18 protein-coding genes are annotated in these 20,167 nt (G+C 43.5%); 15 read left to right on the forward strand and 3 right to left on the reverse strand.

Annotated features, from left to right (window positions below; all coding sequences use genetic code 11):
* Window positions 1–20: 20 nt before the first annotated feature.
* The 5 genes from AC1DE7_RS02995 (at window position 21) to AC1DE7_RS03015 (ending at window position 6,675) form a co-directional block, all read left to right on the forward strand.
* Window positions 21–1,970: a hypothetical protein gene (locus AC1DE7_RS02995; protein WP_477533716.1), complete on the forward strand. Its 1,950-nt coding sequence runs from the start codon at window positions 21–23 to the stop codon at window positions 1,968–1,970.
* An 11-nt stretch (window positions 1,971–1,981) separates the two neighbouring features.
* Window positions 1,982–3,940: a DNRLRE domain-containing protein gene (locus AC1DE7_RS03000; protein ID WP_477533717.1), complete on the forward strand. Its 1,959-nt coding sequence runs from the start codon at window positions 1,982–1,984 to the stop codon at window positions 3,938–3,940.
* A 138-nt stretch (window positions 3,941–4,078) separates the two neighbouring features.
* Window positions 4,079–4,348 (forward strand): hypothetical protein, encoded by a 270-nt coding sequence (locus AC1DE7_RS03005; protein WP_164783120.1) that lies wholly within the window; start codon window positions 4,079–4,081, stop codon window positions 4,346–4,348.
* A 717-nt stretch (window positions 4,349–5,065) separates the two neighbouring features.
* Window positions 5,066–5,827 carry a hypothetical protein gene (locus AC1DE7_RS03010; RefSeq protein ID WP_076318347.1) on the forward strand — a complete coding sequence of 254 codons (762 nt, stop codon included), beginning with the start codon at window positions 5,066–5,068 and terminating at the stop codon, window positions 5,825–5,827.
* Window positions 5,828–6,372: 545 nt separating this feature from the next.
* A complete protein-coding gene (locus AC1DE7_RS03015; RefSeq protein ID WP_017689545.1) occupies window positions 6,373–6,675 on the forward strand; it encodes a YunC family protein in 303 nt (100 codons plus the stop codon).
* Between the two features lie 106 nt (window positions 6,676–6,781).
* On the opposite strand, the gene mtnA is transcribed toward AC1DE7_RS03015, so the two are convergent.
* Window positions 6,782–7,855 carry an S-methyl-5-thioribose-1-phosphate isomerase gene (gene mtnA / locus AC1DE7_RS03020; protein WP_282322085.1) on the reverse strand — a complete coding sequence of 358 codons (1,074 nt, stop codon included), beginning with the start codon at window positions 7,853–7,855 and terminating at the stop codon, window positions 6,782–6,784.
* A 23-nt stretch (window positions 7,856–7,878) separates the two neighbouring features.
* Entirely contained in the window at window positions 7,879–9,096 is a 1,218-nt protein-coding gene (gene mtnK / locus AC1DE7_RS03025) for an S-methyl-5-thioribose kinase (protein ID WP_477533718.1), read from the reverse strand.
* A 296-nt stretch (window positions 9,097–9,392) separates the two neighbouring features.
* Here mtnK and AC1DE7_RS03030 point away from each other — a divergent pair, with 296 nt between their 5' ends.
* The 10 genes from AC1DE7_RS03030 to AC1DE7_RS03075 all read left to right on the forward strand — a co-directional run bounded on the left by AC1DE7_RS03030 (window position 9,393) and on the right by AC1DE7_RS03075 (window position 18,972).
* On the forward strand, window positions 9,393–9,854 hold the full coding sequence (locus AC1DE7_RS03030; RefSeq protein ID WP_017689542.1) for a Dps family protein: 462 nt from the start codon (window positions 9,393–9,395) through the stop codon (window positions 9,852–9,854).
* A 125-nt stretch (window positions 9,855–9,979) separates the two neighbouring features.
* Window positions 9,980–10,555: a DUF1802 family protein gene (locus tag AC1DE7_RS03035; RefSeq protein WP_477533719.1), complete on the forward strand. Its 576-nt coding sequence runs from the start codon at window positions 9,980–9,982 to the stop codon at window positions 10,553–10,555.
* A gap of 378 nt (window positions 10,556–10,933) precedes the next feature.
* On the forward strand, window positions 10,934–11,716 hold the full coding sequence (gene sufC / locus AC1DE7_RS03040; protein ID WP_036609931.1) for a Fe-S cluster assembly ATPase SufC: 783 nt from the start codon (window positions 10,934–10,936) through the stop codon (window positions 11,714–11,716).
* A 25-nt stretch (window positions 11,717–11,741) separates the two neighbouring features.
* On the forward strand, window positions 11,742–13,046 hold the full coding sequence (gene sufD / locus AC1DE7_RS03045; protein ID WP_237176150.1) for a Fe-S cluster assembly protein SufD: 1,305 nt from the start codon (window positions 11,742–11,744) through the stop codon (window positions 13,044–13,046).
* Window positions 13,043–14,263 (forward strand): cysteine desulfurase, encoded by a 1,221-nt coding sequence (locus AC1DE7_RS03050; protein WP_017689538.1) that lies wholly within the window; start codon window positions 13,043–13,045, stop codon window positions 14,261–14,263. Before sufD ends, AC1DE7_RS03050 begins: the two co-directional genes overlap by 4 nt.
* Window positions 14,253–14,684: a Fe-S cluster assembly sulfur transfer protein SufU gene (gene sufU / locus AC1DE7_RS03055; protein ID WP_017689537.1), complete on the forward strand. Its 432-nt coding sequence runs from the start codon at window positions 14,253–14,255 to the stop codon at window positions 14,682–14,684. The genes AC1DE7_RS03050 and sufU overlap by 11 nt, the downstream gene beginning before the upstream one ends.
* Window positions 14,685–14,704: 20 nt before the next feature.
* Complete coding sequence (sufB, locus tag AC1DE7_RS03060; protein ID WP_036669904.1) at window positions 14,705–16,102, forward strand: Fe-S cluster assembly protein SufB; 1,398 nt, start codon at window positions 14,705–14,707, stop codon at window positions 16,100–16,102.
* Between the two features lie 301 nt (window positions 16,103–16,403).
* Window positions 16,404–17,753, forward strand: a complete 1,350-nt coding sequence (locus AC1DE7_RS03065; protein WP_477533720.1) for a jacalin-like lectin — start codon at window positions 16,404–16,406, stop codon at window positions 17,751–17,753.
* A gap of 208 nt (window positions 17,754–17,961) precedes the next feature.
* Entirely contained in the window at window positions 17,962–18,681 is a 720-nt protein-coding gene (locus AC1DE7_RS03070) for a M23 family metallopeptidase (protein WP_339286360.1), read from the forward strand.
* Window positions 18,682–18,831: 150 nt separating this feature from the next.
* Window positions 18,832–18,972, forward strand: a complete 141-nt coding sequence (locus AC1DE7_RS03075) for a hypothetical protein (RefSeq protein WP_017689533.1) — start codon at window positions 18,832–18,834, stop codon at window positions 18,970–18,972.
* Between the two features lie 132 nt (window positions 18,973–19,104).
* Here AC1DE7_RS03075 and AC1DE7_RS03080 read toward each other — a convergent pair whose 3' ends face one another.
* Complete coding sequence (locus AC1DE7_RS03080; RefSeq protein ID WP_076318352.1) at window positions 19,105–20,154, reverse strand: HD-GYP domain-containing protein; 1,050 nt, start codon at window positions 20,152–20,154, stop codon at window positions 19,105–19,107.
* Between the last annotated feature and the right edge of the window lie 13 nt (window positions 20,155–20,167).

A 20,167-nucleotide genomic window follows, 5' to 3' on the forward strand; every position in this document is an offset into this window, starting at 1 on the left:
GTAATATATATAGTCATAATATGGATCAAAGGGTAGCAAATATGGGCTTGTTATTTACGAGTACCTCCGAACCTCCATACTATAATGGAGGTGGAAAAGGATATTATATTTTCAAATTCGAATACAGTGGATCTTTCGCACTTGAATTAACTGACTGGTCTAATACTACGTTTGGTAAGTCGTATAACATTTATTTTAGTACTGATGATGTAGACTATAGACTTATTGCTTCCAACACAGCTAATGGAGCGTCAAAAGTGTTTTCTGTTGATATTGAACTAATCTTCAAAAGTACACTTGTAAAAGATAATCAAGGATATAAGTCATTTGATAATAATACTTGGAGTATAGTCAGTTTAGACTCACCTACAGAACAGCAGTATTTGAATAATGGCATTAAAGACATCTCTATCATACCTGAATCCGCATGGTCACAACTTCAAGGAGAAGTGGAACTATGCTACTATACGGATGACATCACAAAAACAGAAGCATTCTTCAACATCGAAACCAATCCTTTTACTCTTGAAGAAGAGTGGGCAGACAAGGATATCGAAGTACTTAATTATACTGATGATCCAACGGCAACAGAATCAGTGGTTACAATCGAAACCGATCCCTTCACCCTAGCCGAAGAATGGGAAGACAAAGAGATCAAAATCATTGAATACACCGATGACCCAAATCAAACCGAATCAACAATTACAATTGAAACCGAACCGTTTACCCTCTACGACGAGTTGGGTGACAGTGTGGATGTTCTATACTACACAGACGATCCATCCAAAACGTCAGCGGAACTAAATATCACGGCTAACTACTCCCCATTGGATGAACTTGAGGGAGATTTTGACGTGGTTACGTGGACGAATGATGAAGAGGTTATTACAGGGAATCGGGACATGATGCTGACGTATAACGCGCTACCGTTTGAGCAATTAATTGTGCAACCAACAGACATAGCGTTATATGGAGACGTGAAAAAGGTTGTCGCTACGAAAGTAACGGAGAACAGTCCGGAAGGTATATTAAGAATGGTTGCTTCGTTCGACTCAGGGCTCACATGGAAGACATACCGTTTCAACAAGTGGCTTGATCTGGATATCCAGGATACAACGTTATTCAAAAGAAAAGGAATGAACCTGGACACACTCAATGCCATCCCTGAAAAGGATCTAATAGCTCTAACTCGAATTGCCTACTACTTCGATAGCAGTAAGCACTATGAAAACAGCTATTCGCTGGACGAAGTGAAGATGGTCGTTGATGCACCGCGACATGCAGTGGAGTTTAGAGATATGTCACTGCAACTGTTAAACACCACAGCCACAATCGACCTGACCTTCTCTGGTAACAAACTTACAGGTGTGCTGGATGATGCAGATCAAGGCAAGGTTAAATACCGCGTCTTGTTGAACGGTAAAACGTATTATCCGGCGGATGGCAATTTTACACGACTAGCAGCATCTCCATTCAATATTGAACTCAATATTGACGAGAGAAATGTTAATTTTGGCGTAGAGAATACATTGAAGGTTGAATTTCAGGATTATTGGGGTGCCGTGGACTCCCGGGAAATCAAGTTTATCGGATCGTATTCAGGATTAATGTTTATGGACGAGTCTGGAGATTTTCTTTCAGATACCTTTGGTGGTATTTTGAAACAACTTGATTATGGGGTGATCATTGCCGGACAGACGACGTTAACAAAGAAAGTCAGAATCAAAAACTTGCTTGGTTATGCTGTGGATCATGTTTACCTGGAGATGGATAAGAAATTCGAAACGGATGATGTTGAAGTCCAATTATCCAGACAGGCCGACCCGTTTCTTCCGATCGATTATCTGACCTATGGTCTGATTCAACCGGAGGATAGCATCGATTTTTATATTCGTATCGCAACGGATATTCATGCCAAGCCGAATCCTAATGGCAATTTTGAAATGAAGGTCACAGCAGACCGGGTGTAGCTCTCAATACAATGAGACAGGAAGTGAGTGGAATTAATAACGGGGAGACTCTATTAGATAGTTATATACATATTAAAAGTCCGGAAAATCGTTTTACAGCAAAGTATATCCTGTACAATCAGGTGGATGAAGAACTGTTTTCAACCCTAATAGCTGCTACAAGAAAAGTGTCCGAGATCGTCTCTAGTGTATCCGTACGTGTCAGACGGTCACAGGAATTGAGCAATTCGCTATCGGTGATGTACAGATCGCAAGGAGATCTGGGTGCAACCATTCAAGCGGCATCCAAAGTTGATCTTGAAGGCATGTTGTACGTTCGCCCACATAACCGTGCACACGGCAAATATGAATTACTGGAAGCACCGCGTGTAACTGTTAATCTTAAGCCTGTTGCTGATGCGACCACACGAAGCCAAACTCACCTGCAGACGCTCAACTTTGGTGATACACAGCGTATGATGATCGGTAGAGACGAGATAGAGCAATTCGAATCGTTTATACATTTCGGTGATTTGGATACTAGAATACCTGATCTGTTATATCTGGAAGACGCTAAATTGAGGTTATATTACACAGGAACCTTGGCACCTGGAGCACTCATTGAGCTGCATCAGCCGGATACGTTGTGGCGTGAGTACGGGATTACGTATGCGAACAGACCTCATTCCATTCAGCTCTTATCGTCCAGTTATATCCTGAATACGACTGAACGTTATGTTGAGTTTGATATGATGGTATTACTTCAAATGTGGAGAGAAGGCAATCTTTCAAATGTTGGAATGATTATTCAGTCTAGCGGCAACACGCCGATTTATTTCAACACTCGTGAGTCTTCCAAACCACCTGTTTTGCAGATCAAATATATCACTTCTCAAATCTATTCCATCGGTCGAACCGAAATTGAAAGTGAAGTTTTTATTTATGGTGCAGGTCGCAAGGATATGGCTTCAACGTTAGTTGTACACAGTGATATTGGGCTGGACTGGCTCAAATCTCAGTTGTACGTCCACCGTTATGAGGATCACATGCATCATGATATACCTCAAGTAATCGCGGTCAGCCGTCCGTACCTGGATGTAGATCTGACAATAGCTAAACGTATAGATGCAGAACTAGGTTCGAACATTTCTATTGCTGAAAGTAGGACAGAAGAGAAGGAAACATGGGTTTCTATTTCTAAGCCCGAGCTTCATGCGCAGTTCATTACTGCTATACGAACAACTAAGGATACAGACGGTAATCTTGCCGTTAGAACAGGTCTAGACGACGAAAAAACTGTAGAAATCGCAGTGTCTCATCCTGACTTGCCTTCAGTCATTACGGTAGATAGACAAATGTCTCTAGTCAGTAGGTTAACGATATCACAGCTGCTCGATGATGGACGGGATACGAGTTTAATTGTATCCATACCTGATCTTCATGCTTCATTGGAAGTCTCCAATTATATAAAAGCAACTTCAACGTTGGGGTCTTTGCTTACGGTCATGTACGATGGTAATTCACCCATGATTTCAGAAATTAAGGTTAATAAGCCTGATCTGAATAGTGTTCTTCAAGTCAGAGCATTAAATCATGATGAGAGGGCAGGCAGTCTTGAGATTCCTTATTTGGAAGAACAGCTTGGGCAATTATATATTTCAAGACCTTATGTGCTTTCCAGCATTGAGGTCAAGTATATGGATGTTTTGGATGCACACATTAGTATCAAGGAAAGAGAATACTTGGATAGCTATCTTCAGGTGCGAGATTGGAAGGATATGCAGTCTACAGTAGATGTGAGACAGATTGTCGATATGGCTACTGAAGTGACAATTTCCAAGCCTGATCTGGCCGCGTATGTCTTACCAAGAGTTATTGCGAATGTAGAGTTAGATTCGATCACAAGTATCCGTAAACGGGATGCCGGTGATTTAGTGACCACAGTAATTGTGAAGAGTCCAGGAAATCAAGCGTATTTTTACATTTTATAAAATGAGTACATCATCAAAGAGGGCGTTGGCCCTCTTTTTTTTTACGTTTAGGCTCATGTCCATCCCTAAGCATCTGTACTTTATTGTGTAACAGTCGTCTTCTCGTTATGATACAATGTGTTCATCACACATTAAGGAATGAAGACCATGCATCAAGGGGACAGTGTATTTGAACAGATTATGAAGCAGAAAAGATTGAAGCCTATCAAGCCTGAAACTACAAAAGTTCTAGTTAAACCAATACATAAAAAGAAACTAGCTCAGGAGCAATTAAGTGATATGGATGTCCAGTTCAAAAAGTCGGTAGCTGAATCAATAGATCGAAGTGTACTTCATAGACGTGTACTGGGGATTAGAAGAGAGTTAATGGAGATAAGACGATTAAAGAATGATGAGCAAATGTTTTAAGGTAGGCTGGACACAATGACATACAGTTTTCACGGCTCAAATATGATTAGTGTACCTAAAAAGCATGTATGTTCAACATACTACCTGTTAAATTAAACCGAGTATAGGACTACTAAGTTTACTGCATAATTGCAGATTAAGTTTATGTTTTTGCTTAAAAACGACCTCTTTCAATTTCTAATATAGGTGCTAGTCACCGTCATTGTGACGGAGAACTTTAATTATCTCACGACAATCTTAACCAACGAGATTCGTCTTATATAAATATTGAAACTCTAGTGTTAATCTGAGAACAGGTATTCTTTTGTTAACTTTATGAAATCTACCTGAAAGTAATCGGACTCAAAAGTAACAACGAATGTATACTTTTAAATCCGAGTTGAGCTTACTATGGGTATAACCACAGGAATCATTTTTTTAATAAATAAATCAACTGCAATTATCCTTTTTATAAATGTCCTTGAAAGCGTGAGGAGGACATTTGAGAGAAATAAATTCAATGATCTCTTTTTCAAGCTATATCAGTAAAGATGTACATAATTGCTAGTATTACTATGACAGCAAGAACGGCCCATAGTAGGGTATATTTTTTCATATTATCCTCCACCTTCTTGATGATAATTTGGTATAAATGTTTCAAATCACCTAATTAATGGTAACATATATAAATGACCATGCCAATACTAATATATTAACCAAATGGGAGGAAATGATTCAATGTTAAGGAAATTCTCAAAGAGTGCTCTTGCACTAATTCTAGTAACAACGATATTTGCATCCATGGCATCTGCGAAAGATACTCCTGAACCTGAAGTATATACACCTGAGCAATATACAGAGTATTTGATACAACTTATTAATGATGGGGATACTGGAGCTACTCAGACATTAGAGCAGTTTAATAGTTTACCCACAACTAAACAAAAAGCTTTCTTAAGTTTTATTTTTTCAGAAGAATATGTAAATGCAATGAGCGAAATGTTGTCTGGTAACGAAACTTCATCGTATAAAAGCTCTAATCAAGAAATACCAATTGAAATAGAGTCCAGTTCTACTGATCAAGTTCAAGCAAATCAATTATCAGCTGGCGCTTTTGCGGCTAGAGCTAATCAAGCGGCATCGGTGAGCAGGTCAGAGAAATTGAGCATATTTGGTGTAGATACATCCACAATAACTTTGACAGTTAGTTGGGAGCACAATGGAAATGCAGCTGTTAAGCCTCTTCAAGTAATCCAAGGACATCTAAATCGGAATCCAGGATTCACTCTAAGTGAGACATCAAATAATAGTCCGGGGTACATTTCAGAGGGATACTTTAATGCCACAGGGACTTGGACTATGCGAGCAACCGCATCTTTAGGTTTTGTTAGTGATACATTAGGAATTAACATTAAAGCTTCAACACCGTCTAATAAGTATTACTATACAACTTCTACTAAAAAAAATATGAATGCCACCAATGGTTGGGTGAAGTATTAATCATAGTTAAAATTTTTGGTATGGTGATGCGCAAGGGGGGGAGTGCTCCCCTTGTATAATTTAAATTTATACTATCATCAAAAAATGATTGATCATGCTGTACGATATCAAGTCTTATTATTTAGAGGTTACAGTTAAACCTCAGGGTTTATTTTGCTTCCTCCTAGTCCTCTGGCCGCGGGCATCCAATGAAAATCTGAATGGCTTGCTTCAGGAGTTTTTCACGAAAGGCACCGCTCTCTCAAATGGAGGATACAGATCTCGCCGGTTCACTGTTTCTTTAAAGTTTGGATATTTCCCTATGAAATTTCCCCATTCATTTTGAGCCATTTTATAGTCCGATAATCATGCTCATTCCCACTTTTAGGTAATACTTGGCAGTCAAAATATCAATTCCTCCATATTCTTCTATAATGTATCATGACAAACACTGTCTGAACTGTAAGTACCTACATTTTCTCAAACACGGCAGGTGTCCACACGACAATCCAGAATGAGGCATACAATTATCGTGACCTGTGGAAGAGGAGGTGGATCGGGAAATTATGGTGACGATGGAGCCTATTGTAGTTGGAGAACATGTATTAGTTGGGGTAGAAGTCAAGCTACCCAAAACAACGTTGCTGACCATTAACACATCCAAAGGATATATCATGTGCGGAGCACTCGACGTGGGATTACTTAATGAGAAGCTCGGGGATCGCAAAATTATTGCAGCTCGGGCGGTTGGTGTGCGTACACTGGAGCAATTGTTGCATGCACCTATGGAGTCGGTGACAACAGAAGCCGAGGCCATGGGCATTACGGTTGGCATGACGGGTGTAGAGGCTTTGTTGAAAATGATCTAAGCACTAACAAAAGGGCTCCCTATGGGAAGCCCTTATTTAACGCCGTAATACAGAGCCTGGCACATCGTAGCTCCCACCTCTATACACACGAACGCTTTCTATTAAATTAAGCTTCTTCCTTCGCGAACAAGGCAGCCAGATTTTCTTGGAAAGGTGCGCGAACAACGCCTTTTTCCGTGATAATAGCTGTTACATATTCGTTAGGCGTTACATCAAATGCTGGATTGTATACCTTAACACCTTGCGGTGCTGTACGTTTACCAAATCCTTCAGTGACTTCTTCCGCAGCGCGTTCTTCAATCGGAATGAGGTCCCCGGATGGAGTGGACAAGTCGATAGTCGACAATGGGCTGGCTACATAGAACGGAATATTGTGAGCTTTGGCAAGCACAGCCACGCTGTATGTTCCGATTTTGTTAGCTACATCGCCATTCGCAGCAACACGATCAGTTCCGACGATAACGGCTTGAATCCAGCCTTTGGACATCACCATGCCTGCCATGTTATCACAGAGCAGCGTAACGTCAATGCCGGCTTGCTGTAACTCAAATGCAGTCAGGCGTGCACCTTGAAGTACGGGACGAGTTTCGTCTGCAAATACCTTCAGGTGAATGCCACGTTCCTGTGCGAGATACATTGGAGCAGTTGCCGTACCATATTTCGCAGTAGCCAGTCCACCTGCATTACAGTGAGTGAGTACACCCATACCATCTTCGAACAATGGCAGTGCATTCTCACCGATCATGCGGCATACTTCTTCGTCTTCTTTCTGAATCAACAGAGCTTCTACTTCAAGAGCATCATTGCCCTCTTCCAGGCTGAGCCCGGATTCAACGACCACATTTGCTCTTTGCATCATGCGATCCAGTGCCCAGAAAAGGTTCACCGCTGTTGGTCGGGAAGTAGCCAGATGAGCACATATGGATTTTACGTGATCCAACCAACCTTGAACGGTTGTTCCGTCATATGATTTGGCACCCAATACAACACCAAATGCAGCAGCAATACCAATCGCCGGAGCACCGCGCACTTTCATGGAGTGGATGGATTCCCATACTTCCTCGGGTGTATACAATTTCAACATGAGGATCGTTTCGGGCAGCAGACGCTGGTCAAGCATTTCAAGCTTGTCCTTTTTCCAGATGAGAGAGGACAGAGGCTGATATTCAGGGGTTGTCATGGGTGGTTCCTCCGTTCCTTATGTTAAACCTTAGTAGTAGTAACAGCTGTGGATACAATATCCAGTACTTCGCCGATGGTATTCAAGCGACGATTGTTCTTGATCAATGCTTTACCAATGGCCAATGATTTACGCTGAGCATGTTCACGTTCAGTCGCATTTGGAATGGTATCTATATCCGCCACGTGAGCGAGTCCCACGATACGACGAACCATTTTGGCACCTGCGAAGCCAATGGAATCTCTGAACAATTGTTGCACATATAGATCCTGATACCCTGGCGTTTTTGCCATCGGATCAACGAGGTCATTAATCCAGAGGGCACGGAAACGAGATTCGAATTCAGTCCATACATCACGAACCATATTCAGCAAAAGCGTCTCACGCTCACGCAAAGCAGTCTCATCCTGAATCCATCCTGGCAGGGATGCGTAATTCAAGAGCAGGTTCGCAAGGACTGCACCGACATCAAATCCCATGGGGCCGTAATATGCAAATTCGGGATCGATGACCTTGGTTGATTCAGGTGTAACAAAAATACTGCCTGTATGCAGATCTCCATGAAGCAATGCCTGCCCATGTGTTAGGAATTTTTCCCGCAGTAAGGCCACTTCAAGGTGAAGTTCTCCATCTGTGCGGAGGGCTTCAGCCTCGTCCTCAATGGAAACATCATAATTATTTTTCTCAGCGATCCGGTAGGGTTCATCAAAGATCAGATCCTCCGTTATTTTGCATTGGTCCGGATTAATGAATCTGCCCTGTTGTTCCTTCTTCAATTGCTGATCCATGCCCAAGTCTGATGTGAAGAACAACGTTCTTGCCATGAATTCCCCGATATGCTGTGCAAAAAGAGGATAGGAAACACCTTCGATCAGGCCTTTACGCATGATCACATGATCACTCAGATCTTCCATAACCGTTAACGCGAGGTCATCATCGTAATGATACACTTCGGGTACCATCCCTGGACACAGACGATACTCTTCCTGCAGAATCTCACGTTCAATGCGGGCACGTACCAGAGAGAGCGGCCATGATTCTCCAACCACTTTCGCATAAGGAAGCGCCTGTTTGATAATGATACTTTTATCGGAGTTCTGATCCGTGATGTGGAATACCAAATTCAGATTGCCATCGCCGATCTCGTGACAATCCAGATTCGCATCTGCCGCAAATGGACCCGGTAATGTTTTGGCCAGTTCAATTGCATCCTGGGGGGTAAACGGGCGATATTGGGACAAAGGTGCCACCTCCATATATATGAAGAAACAGGAAAACCCACTTCTTTGCTTGGTATATGTCAGTATATCGGAAATAACGCGGTTTTTGAACTTTTTTTTGAGACAAGTCAAGTCGATCCTGATTCGAACTTCCGGTTCAAGGGTAAAAACAAATAGGCCGGACGGTTGAGAGAAACGCCGTTAACAAGCCTCTCCACTACATGTGGTGACACATTATTAACTCTCTGTTATGCATTGCGGGACAACCTGCTTATCATGGCATGACAGACTAATTTTAAATAAAGGATGGGATTAATATGGCTACAAAAAACAAAACAGATCAAGCAAAATCGGTGGAACAAGTACTTAATCGTCAGGTAGCTAACCTGAACGTATTGTATGTTAAAATCCATAACTATCACTGGTACGTTAAAGGACCTAACTTCTTCACGTTGCATGTGAAATTCGAAGAGTTCTACAACGAAGTTACAGTACAAATGGATGAAATCGCAGAGCGTATCCTTACGCTGAAAGGTAGCCCGGCGGCTACAATGAAAGAGTATTTGGAGCTTTCCTCTATCCAGGAAGCAGCAGGCGGAGAAGACGCAAAAACAATGGTGCAAAACCTGATCGAGGACTTCGCTACACTTTCGAATGAATATCAGGAAGGTATCGAAGTTGCAGATGCAGCTGAAGATCAACCAACATCCGATATGCTGACAGGCTTTAAGGCTGACCTGGAGAAACACATGTGGATGCTTCGCTCTTTCCTGGGTTAATATAGCCAAGATTTCGCCTAATACAAGAGGGTCTCTTGCGTAAGCTTTCAGATCCCCGATCATGTTGTCAGAAATGTCCTGAGCGTCTATACTGCTGACAAGAACGATTGGGGAGGGAACCGCTTATGTTAGAACCAACGACACCGGCTTTAAAAGAATGGGCTTCTGCAATCAAAGCGCTGGAAACGGGTCGCCAGATTATGGTGATGCGCAAAGGTGGGATTGTAGAGGAAACCCGACATTTTGAGCTGAAAAGTCCGGCGTTTTACCTGTATCCGACTTATGAACATCAGCGTAAAGAACTGATTAAGTCCTCGGATCAATCCTATGTTGAAGAATCACTGGCCGAATGGGTGCCCGAAGCTTCGACAATCCGTATTACTGCATATGCCGAAGTAACGCAGGATCTGGAGATACGAGATCAGGAGATGCTGGATCGACTTCTTGACTTTCATATGTGGACAGCGGATTTTGCCGAAGACCGTTTGAAATGGAAACGCAAAGATCCGCTCCATGTATTGATTTTACGTGTGTACCTTTTGAAAGAACCGATGGAAATCCCCGTACTGCCTGAATATAATGGTTGCCGTTCATGGATTTCTATTCCGAATGGTCCGGTGCCGCGCGAAATGACGCCGGTGGTGGACGTTGCGGATTTTGACGAACAGGTACAGAAGATTATCGAGATGCTCAAATTGTAAATGGTAACGTTATTTAACGGAGGGACTTGTCCATAATATGGATGAGTCCTTTTTTTAGATTAGTGTACAGCAGATGACATAAAAGCTTGAATTGCTGTGATTTTTCTCACTGTGCATTTGTGCTTAAGATGTTTTCTGATTTGATTCAATTTGTCTTTTACTATAGAATCAGAAAGAATAAGGTTTCATGCAATGGACAAAGGTTCTTAGGAAATGACTTGATTATCATTGAGAATCAGTTTAGAATTATTCTAAAGTGTTCTTGCTTTAAGAATCGAGTACAGGAGAAATTCAGGGGAAGCCCTGTTCAGATATAATAGGCGCTTTTTCGTTTTCGACAACTAACATCAATTTAATCAATGGAGGGAAACAATACACATGGCTACGAATTTCGTCATTGAAGGTCTGAAAGCGACGATCGAAGGTAAGGAAATCCTGAAAGGCATCAACCTGGAAATGAAAGGTGGAGAAATCCACGCAATCATGGGGCCAAACGGAACAGGTAAATCCACTCTGGCTTCTGCATTGATGGGTCACCCTAAATATGAAGTAACAGACGGTAAAATTACACTTGATGGTGAAGATGTATTGGATATGGCTGTAGATGAGCGCGCACGTGCAGGTCTCTTCCTGGCTATGCAATACCCAAGTGAAATTGCAGGTGTTACAAACTCCGACTTCTTGCGTAGTGCAATTAACGCACGTCGTGGCGAAGGTAACGAGATCTCCCTGATCAAGTTCATTCGTCAAATGGAAGGTAAAATGAAAGAACTCGACATGAACCCTGAGTTCGCTCACCGTTACCTGAATGAAGGTTTCTCCGGTGGTGAGAAAAAACGTAACGAGATTCTGCAAATGATGCTGCTTGATCCGAAAATCGTAGTACTTGATGAAATTGACTCCGGTCTGGACATCGATGCTTTGAAAATCGTGGCTGACGGTGTGAACGCTATGAAGAGCGAAGACCGTGGCTTCCTGATCATCACTCACTACCAACGTCTGTTGAACTACATTACGCCTGACTATGTTCACGTAATGATGCAAGGTCGTATCGTGAAATCCGGCGGACCTGAATTGGCTCACCGTCTGGAAGCGGAAGGGTATGACTGGGTAAAGGCAGAGCTGGGAATTACAGACGAAACTGTAGGCCAAGAAGCGTAAAGACAAAACGGAGGAGGATTAATTAATGACTACACAAACAATTCTTCCGGTTGAATCTGAAGCGCTTCGCGCCTTGTCGGAAAGCAACAATGAACCCGGCTGGTTGACCGAACAGCGGCTTGAAGCTTTAAAGCTTGCGAGCGGGCTTGCGCTTCCTAAACTGGAAAAACAAAAAATCGAACGCTGGAATGTCAGCGAGTACGGAACATATAAAACAAGTGAAGCTATTTCTTCTTTGACAGAAGTACCTGCTTCTATCAAAGATCTGGTTCAGGATCAAGCTGAAGGCAGTCTGGTTATCCAGCGCAATTCCGGTACGGTATACTCCAAGGTGTCTGCTGATCTGGCAGCAAAAGGAGTTATCTTCACGGATCTGGCTACAGCGGTTCGCGAACATGGCGATCTGGTAAAACAATATCTGAACACAGCAGTGAAAGCGGATGAGCATTCCCTCGCTGCATTGCATGCGGCACTTTGGAATGGCGGGGTCTTCCTGTATGTTCCGAAAAATGTCGAAATCGAAGTACCACTGCAAGCAGTGTTGCTTACGGACGACGCATCTGCAACGTTTGCACCTCACGTGCTTGTTGTTGTAGAAGCAAACAGTTCTGTAACTTATGTTGATAACTATGTATCTGGCGAATTGTCCGCACCTGTTTTCCATAATGGTGTTGTGGAAGTATTCGCAAAATCCGGTGCTAAAGTACGTTTCGCATCGGTTCATCAACTGAGTGTGAATGTAACTGATGTTTCATTCCGTCGTGCAGTGTTGGAGAATGATGCTTCCATCGAGTGGATTGTAGGCGAAATGAACAATGGCGACACAGCGAGCAACACGATGACCGTGCTGAAAGGCAATGGATCAAGTTCTGATTCCAAAGTCATCGCTGTAGGTTCCGGTTCGCAGAAAATCAACTACACCACAGAAGCTCGTCACTTCGGCAAGAATACACCAAGCCAGATGATTACACGTGCAGTTATGCGTGAAGAAGCTTCTGCAATCATCAACGGCATCACGAAGATTGAGAAAGGCGCTACCAAAGCTGATGGACAGCAGACAGAGAAAGTATTGATGCTGAGCCCTAAAGCACGTGGAGACGCCAACCCAATCCTTCTTATTGACGAGGATGATGTAACAGCAGGTCACGCGGCTTCTGTTGGTCAAGTCAATGCCGAGCAGATTCATTACTTGATGTCGCGCGGAATTAACCGTACGGATGCCGAACGCCTGATCATCTATGGCTTCCTGGCTCCGGTGGTGGCGGATATTCCTCTGGAAGCACTGCGCACCCAATTGCAGTCCCTGATTGAGAAGAAGCTGGGACAATGAACCCGTCCATTCGCGAGCAGTTCCCGATCCTCCACCAGGAAATTAACGGACACCCGCTCGTATATTTAGATAGTGCTGCAACTTCACAGAAGCCTCATGCTGTGATTGAAGCAGTCAAACATTATTATGAGTATGAGAACTCCAACGTACACCGAGGTGTTCATACCCTTGGAAGCCGTGCAACGGACGCTTACGAAGGCGCACGTGAGAAGGTAGCCAAGTTTATCAATGCCCGCCGTACACAGGAGATTATCTTTACTCGCGGTACAACGACAGCCCTCAATCTGGTGGCTTCATCGTACGCCCGCGCCAATTGCAAAGAAGGCGATGAAATTGTTATCACGCAAATGGAGCACCATAGTAATCTGATTCCTTGGCAGCAAGTTGCCAAGGAGACAGGTGCAACATTGAAATACATTCCGCTTCAGCCTGACGGCCATATTGAATTGGCTGATGTTGAGAAGACGATTACGAACAATACTAAAATTGTAGCAATCGCTTATGTATCCAATGTTATGGGTCTGATCCATCCAGTGAAACAAATTGCTGAAATTGCACACCGCAATGGTGCTGTCATCGTTGTTGATGGCGCACAAAGCACACCTCACATGAAGGTGGACGTTCAGGATCTGGACTGTGATTTCTATGCATTATCCGGTCATAAAATGTGCGGACCAACCGGAATCGGTGCACTCTACGGCAAAAAGGCGCTGCTGGAGTCCATGGAACCCATTGAGTTCGGTGGCGAAATGATTGATGATGTGGGTCTGTACGAATCCAACTGGAAAGAGCTTCCCTGGAAGTTCGAAGGTGGAACCCCGATTATCGCAGGTGCGGTAGGGTTGGGAGCTGCCATTGATTTTCTGGAGCAGATTGGTATGGATGAGATCGCACATCATGAGAGTGTGCTGGCAGCTTATGCAACAGAACGACTGGCCGAGATCGATGGGTTAACCATCTATGGCCCAGCCAAGCGGCATGTGGGTGTTGTTACCTTTAATCTGGGGGATGTTCATCCGCATGATGTGGCAACTGTGCTGGATGCGAGTGGCGTAGCCATTCGTGCCGGACACCATTGCTGTCAACCGCTAATGCGTTGGCTTGAAGTTAGCTCAACAGCTCGTGCCAGCTTCTATCTATACAATAACGAACAAGATGTAGATCGGCTTGTCAGCGCCTTAATCCAGACAAAGGAGTATTTTGGCGATGCAACTTGATGATCTGTACAGACGTGTTATAATGGACCACTACAAAAACCCGCGTAACCGCGGAACATTTGATAATGACGCTGTCACGGTGAATTTGAACAATCCAACGTGCGGCGACCGGATTTCACTGCAAATTTTGCTGAAAGACGGAATCGTCCAGGAAGCCAAATATACGGGTGAAGGTTGCTCCATCAGCATGTCCTCTGCATCGATGATGACAGAGGCCGTCAAAGGCAAAACGATGGAACAAGCACTCGATATCGCTAACCGTTTTTCCTCACTGATGAAAGGTGAAGAAGTCGATTTCGACGATTATGAAGATCTCGAAGCCCTATCCGGTGTGAACAAGTTCCCTGCACGCATCAAATGTGCCACTCTGGCCTGGAATGCATTACGCAAAGGGATTGACGAAGAGAACAAAGTACAATAACGATAGGGAGGTAGAGCAAGATGGCTAAAAAAGCACCAGAAATGGAAGAGTACAAATATGGTTTTCGCGACGAGCACAAATCCATCTTTCAAACCGGTAAAGGTCTGACTGCAGAAGTGGTTACCGAAATTTCCAAGATTAAGAATGAACCGGAATGGATGTTGGAATTCCGTTTGAAATCTTTGAAACAATTCGAAAAGATGCCAATGCCAAAATGGGGCGGAGATCTAGACGGATTGGATTTCAATGAAATTCAGTATTATGTGCGTGCTTCGGAGAAACAAGGTAAAACATGGGAGGAAGTTCCTTCCGAAATCAAGGAAACCTTTGATAAATTGGGTATCCCTGAAGCAGAGCAAAAGTTCCTTGCAGGTGTATCGGCTCAGTATGAGTCCGAGGTTGTATACCACAACATGCAAAAGGAATTGGAAGACCAAGGTGTAATCTTCATGGATACGGACACGGCTCTGAGAGAGCATCCGGAAATCCTGCGTGAATATTTTGCAACGGTTATTCCACCAGCAGATAATAAATTTGCTGCATTGAATAGTGCGGTATGGTCTGGAGGAAGCTTCATCTACGTGCCTAAGGGCGTTAAATGTGAAGTACCTCTGCAAGCCTACTTCCGGATTAACTCCGAGAATATGGGACAATTCGAGCGTACACTCATCATTGCGGACGAAGATAGCTTCGTTCACTATGTAGAGGGATGTACAGCTCCAATCTACAGCACGAACTCACTGCACAGTGCGGTTGTTGAGATCATTTGTAAGAAAAATGCTCGTGTTCGTTACACAACGATTCAAAACTGGGCACCAAACATCTACAACCTCGTTACGAAACGTGCGGTTGCTGAAGAAAATGCAACGATGGAATGGGTCGATGGTAACATCGGTTCCAAACTGACGATGAAATATCCAGCGGTTGTACTGAAAGGCCGTGGAGCTAAAGGTTCCGTACTCTCCATCGCTGTAGCTGGTAAAAACCAGCATCAGGATGCAGGTGCGAAAATGATCCACTTGGCTCCGGATACAACATCTACGATTGTATCCAAATCCATCAGTAAACATGGTGGTAAAGTAACGTACCGTGGTTTGGCTTCCTTTGGGCGTCAAGCTGAGGGCGCGAAATCCAACATCAAGTGTGATACACTCATTCTCGATAATGAGTCCACATCAGATACAATTCCTTACAATGAAATCATGAATGATAACATCATGCTGGAGCATGAAGCTACAGTATCCAAAGTGTCTGAGGATCAACTCTTCTACCTGATGAGCCGTGGTCTGACTGATGCAGAAGCAACACAGATGATTATCATGGGCTTCATTGAGCCATTCACGAAGGAATTGCCAATGGAATACGCTGTTGAGATGAATAGATTGATCAAGTTCGAAATGGAAGGTTCCATTGGTTAATCCAATGCAGCGCCTTTCGAAGCCGTAAAGCTGAAGCTAGTTGCTGATGTTAAGCGGTAGATATCGTTTTATGTGATCGAATACCCTCTAGAACAGACTTTTTAAAAAGTCTCTCTAGGGGGTATTTTTATTCAAAAAATCTGGGGATAACAGTGATCAGAAGGTTATTCTGTTATCGGAGTGGCAAGCGGAAATATTCTTTAGTTCAATTTGTATATTTACAAATGAATAGACCAGCGTTATTATACCATTAACAAATATTACATATATTTGAATATATTCTAATATGAGGAGGGGTATGATGCGAAGAAGTATAGTTAAAAAAGGAGCAGCCTTGGTATTGTCTGCTGTTGTTGCCTTTACGAGCTCTCCGTTATTTTTATCAACGGCGAGTGCTGCAGAAGGTGGATCGGTATCGGGTTCATTCAACGTACTTAGTTACAATGTAGGTGGCCTTCCGGAGCTGGTATCCAGTTCCAACCCCAAGGAGTACACCGTTCAGATTTCCCCAAAATTAAATGACTATGACATCATTAATGTGCAAGAGGATTTTAATTATCATAACGAGTTGATATCCCAAGTCACTCTGCCGTATCTGACGACAACAAGCGGAATTGCGGGTTTTGGAAGTGGGTTGAACAGTCTGTCCAAATATCCATTCCGTGACTTGAAACGTATTACCTGGGATAAGCGATCTGGTCTTTTTGACAATGGAAGTGATGAATTGACTCCAAAAGGATTTACAGCAGCTACATATGAGATCACACCTCAGGTGAAAGTGGACGTGTACAACTTGCATGCGGACGCGGGTAGCGATGATAAATCGCTTGAGGCCAGACGAGATAATATCAGACAACTCTCCAATTACATAAAGGAGCACTCGGACGGGAACGCAGTTATCGTATTTGGGGATACCAATACACGGTACACCCGTGCCGATGACAATATAGAGCTACTCATGTCTGAGAATGGTTTAAGAGACCCGTGGATCGATTTGATTCGAGGTGGGAGTATTCCCGCTGATGGAGAAGCCCTTATGGATGCAAGCAATTTAAATGGACCCAACTATGAGATCGTGGACAAAATTTTGTATCGCGGAAGTAAAGCGTTGTCTCTGAATGCACAGAGCTATCGGTTAGAAAATCAAACATTTGTTGATCCGAGTGGGAAGCAACTCTCCGATCATTATCCGATTATAGCGGAATTTGTGTACAGCACATCTTCTCAGTACCAACTAAGTTCAACAATCGGAGGATCTGGAGGAACTGGGTTTAATGATCTGAATCAGATTCCCGATGCCAGACCCAGCTCCGTTGCGATTAACTCGGGCAATCGTGTAGACGGCATTTCAACGCTGTACAGGGATGGAACGAACCTGGTACATGGTGGTCAATCCAACATTGCCACACTGAACTTGGCAGACGGAGAGTACTTAACCGAGGCAACAATTGGTCAGGGGACACGTAATGGAGATAAACGGATCTTTTACGTGGAGTTGTCCACCAATCTTGGAAATAAAGTTGAAGGCGGACAAAAAACCACAGAACAAATCAAACTTGAGGCACCAGCGGGGTGGTACATTGCCGGATTTTATGGAAGAGCAGGACAGGAATTGGATCAGCTAGGCGTCATATACAGACCTCTGAATTAGAAGTGAGCAGTGGTTAAAATGAAATAATAATATATACATCTCATAGAGTGTTCATATTAGCACAGCGCCGCTTGGAATATACCGTTGGAGAGACCATAAGGTTTCCCTAATGATATTCTGAGCGGTATTTTTGTGGAATAAAATAAGACCAATAGCACAAGCCATTTCATAGATTTAAGCATTTAATGATAGAAAAGGATGTGAGTGTATGAGCGTGAACCCTTTCGAGGGATATCGGATTACAAGTTCATTCGGCTATCGAATTCATCCTATTCATGGTGGACAGACATTTCACCGCGGAATTGATCTCGTGACAGAGCCTTGGAATGGCCCCGTCTATGCCTTTATGGAAGGTAGGGTACGTTTTGCTTCCGAAGGAGTTACAGGCTCCGGATTCGGCGGTTACGGGCTTACAGTTGCCCTTCAAGATCATCGCGGTTACTTGCATTGTTATGCTCACCTTTCGCGGATTGCCGTAAACGTTGGGCAGCGGGTGAAGAGAGGCCAGCTTATCGGTAATCAGGGAAGCACGGGTCAGAGTACCGGCCCGCATGTACATTATGAGATCCGGAAAACCAGCGCGCCATCTTACGGATATACTGCCAGCGAAGATGGTGTGACAGAACCGGGTGCGTATCTACAGGCCGAATACGGAACTGCATCTCAGGAACAGGAGGCTCCGCCGATGACGACTGAGCAGAAGAAAATGTTTGAAGCCATGCAGAAAACGCTGGAGATTCAAGGGGGATGGATTCAGCAACAGGAGCAACTTTCCAATATGGATTGTCCCGCATGGGCCAAGCAAGCGTTTGATTATTATCGACCGTTTATTATGAATGACAAAGGCAGTTATGAATTTTGGAGATTACTTGTTATCATGTACCGCAAGGAAAAAGGCATCCAAGTTCATTCGGATTCCGACATATAGATCCCTGCATAGGACAGGGAGTAACAAAAGGCTGATCCACTCAGGTAGATGCAGACAGACAACCATTTATCGAATGTTGCCTGTTCGCCCGGTTCATTCCAACGGAAACGTCATATGTTAGGGTATACCTGATGAAGAGGAGGCAATCACATGAGCGAAGTAGGATATGGCTGTGGTGGCAATGTAGGCGGAGTAGGCGGCGTTGGTGGATACAATATGTTCACAAACACTGGTGCAATCTTGGTACTGTTCATTCTGTTGGTTATCATCACAAAAGCATTCTGCGTGTAATCCAACATGATTGAATCGGAATAGACAAAAGGGAAGCCGATTATGGCTTCCCTTTTGTCATATGCCAACCTATGAATTGGTTATTTCAGTTACTATGGGGTTCTTCGTATACATACTGTGCACAATGAACAGTTACTGTACATAAATTTCAACGATAGCAATATCTCTTTCTTTCGCTAAATCGATAAAGGCCGTAGAGGTCTGAACGAGTGGTCGGAAATAATCCGCAGGATTATTCATGACAATGAGTCCCGTCTGACCCGTGGTGAGCAGAACCCTTTTACCGATAAAATTAGGCAGCATGTGCTTGATCAGTTCTTGTGTTGCTTCAGCATTTAACTGACCAAAGCTGAGGCTGTACAGTTCACACAGTACAGAGATCAGTTCCTGTTTGGTCTGGTACACCCGATTGGTCGTCATGGCGCTGTAAACGTCTGCTACAGCAGTTATACGGGAATAGGGGTGGATCTCGTCTCCTCGCAGTCCATGAGGATAACCACTTCCATCCTCGCGCTCATGATGTTGAAGTGCAACCGTTGCCAGAATTTCATCCTGCGTGGATTCTTTAATGATATCGTACCCATAGAATGTGTGTTTCTTCATTTCGTCAAATTCTTCCGTAGTCAATTTACCAGGTTTATGTAAAATCTCAGAAGGAATCTTGGACTTGCCGATATCATGAAGATATCCTGCTTTGGCTACCGTTAGACATTCCTCGGGGTTGTAACCCATCCAGCCGGCGATATAAAAAGCGAGCATTCCGACTTGCAATGAATGGTTGTACGTATAATCGCTATCCCCGTCCAGCATAAGCAACAAGGAGACAACATCTTTTTGTTTTTCCAACTGTTCTGTTAGGGTAAACAAAATCTCATCGACCTGTGTCTCATCAATAAAACCCTTCTCCATCGCTTGTTGAAATAGAGATTCAGTACCTTTGATCGTATCGTTAAACAAGTTAGTTAACAGACGGGATTGATCGGAAGGTAAGGTTTGTGCATCAGAGTGTAGGTCGGATGTTGTGTGTTCTACATCTGCGTACTCGATTCCATGTTGCAACAGTTTGGATAGGTCATCTTCACTGAGGGTGGAACCTTTCATCAGCATGTGGAGACCCGAACTGTTGTATACATCATTTTTTAACAGGTCACCCGGTTTAAGATCAGTAACATGCACTCTCACGTATAAACCACCT

The sequence above is a fragment of the Paenibacillus sp. 10L310 genome, assembly GCF_056395745.1.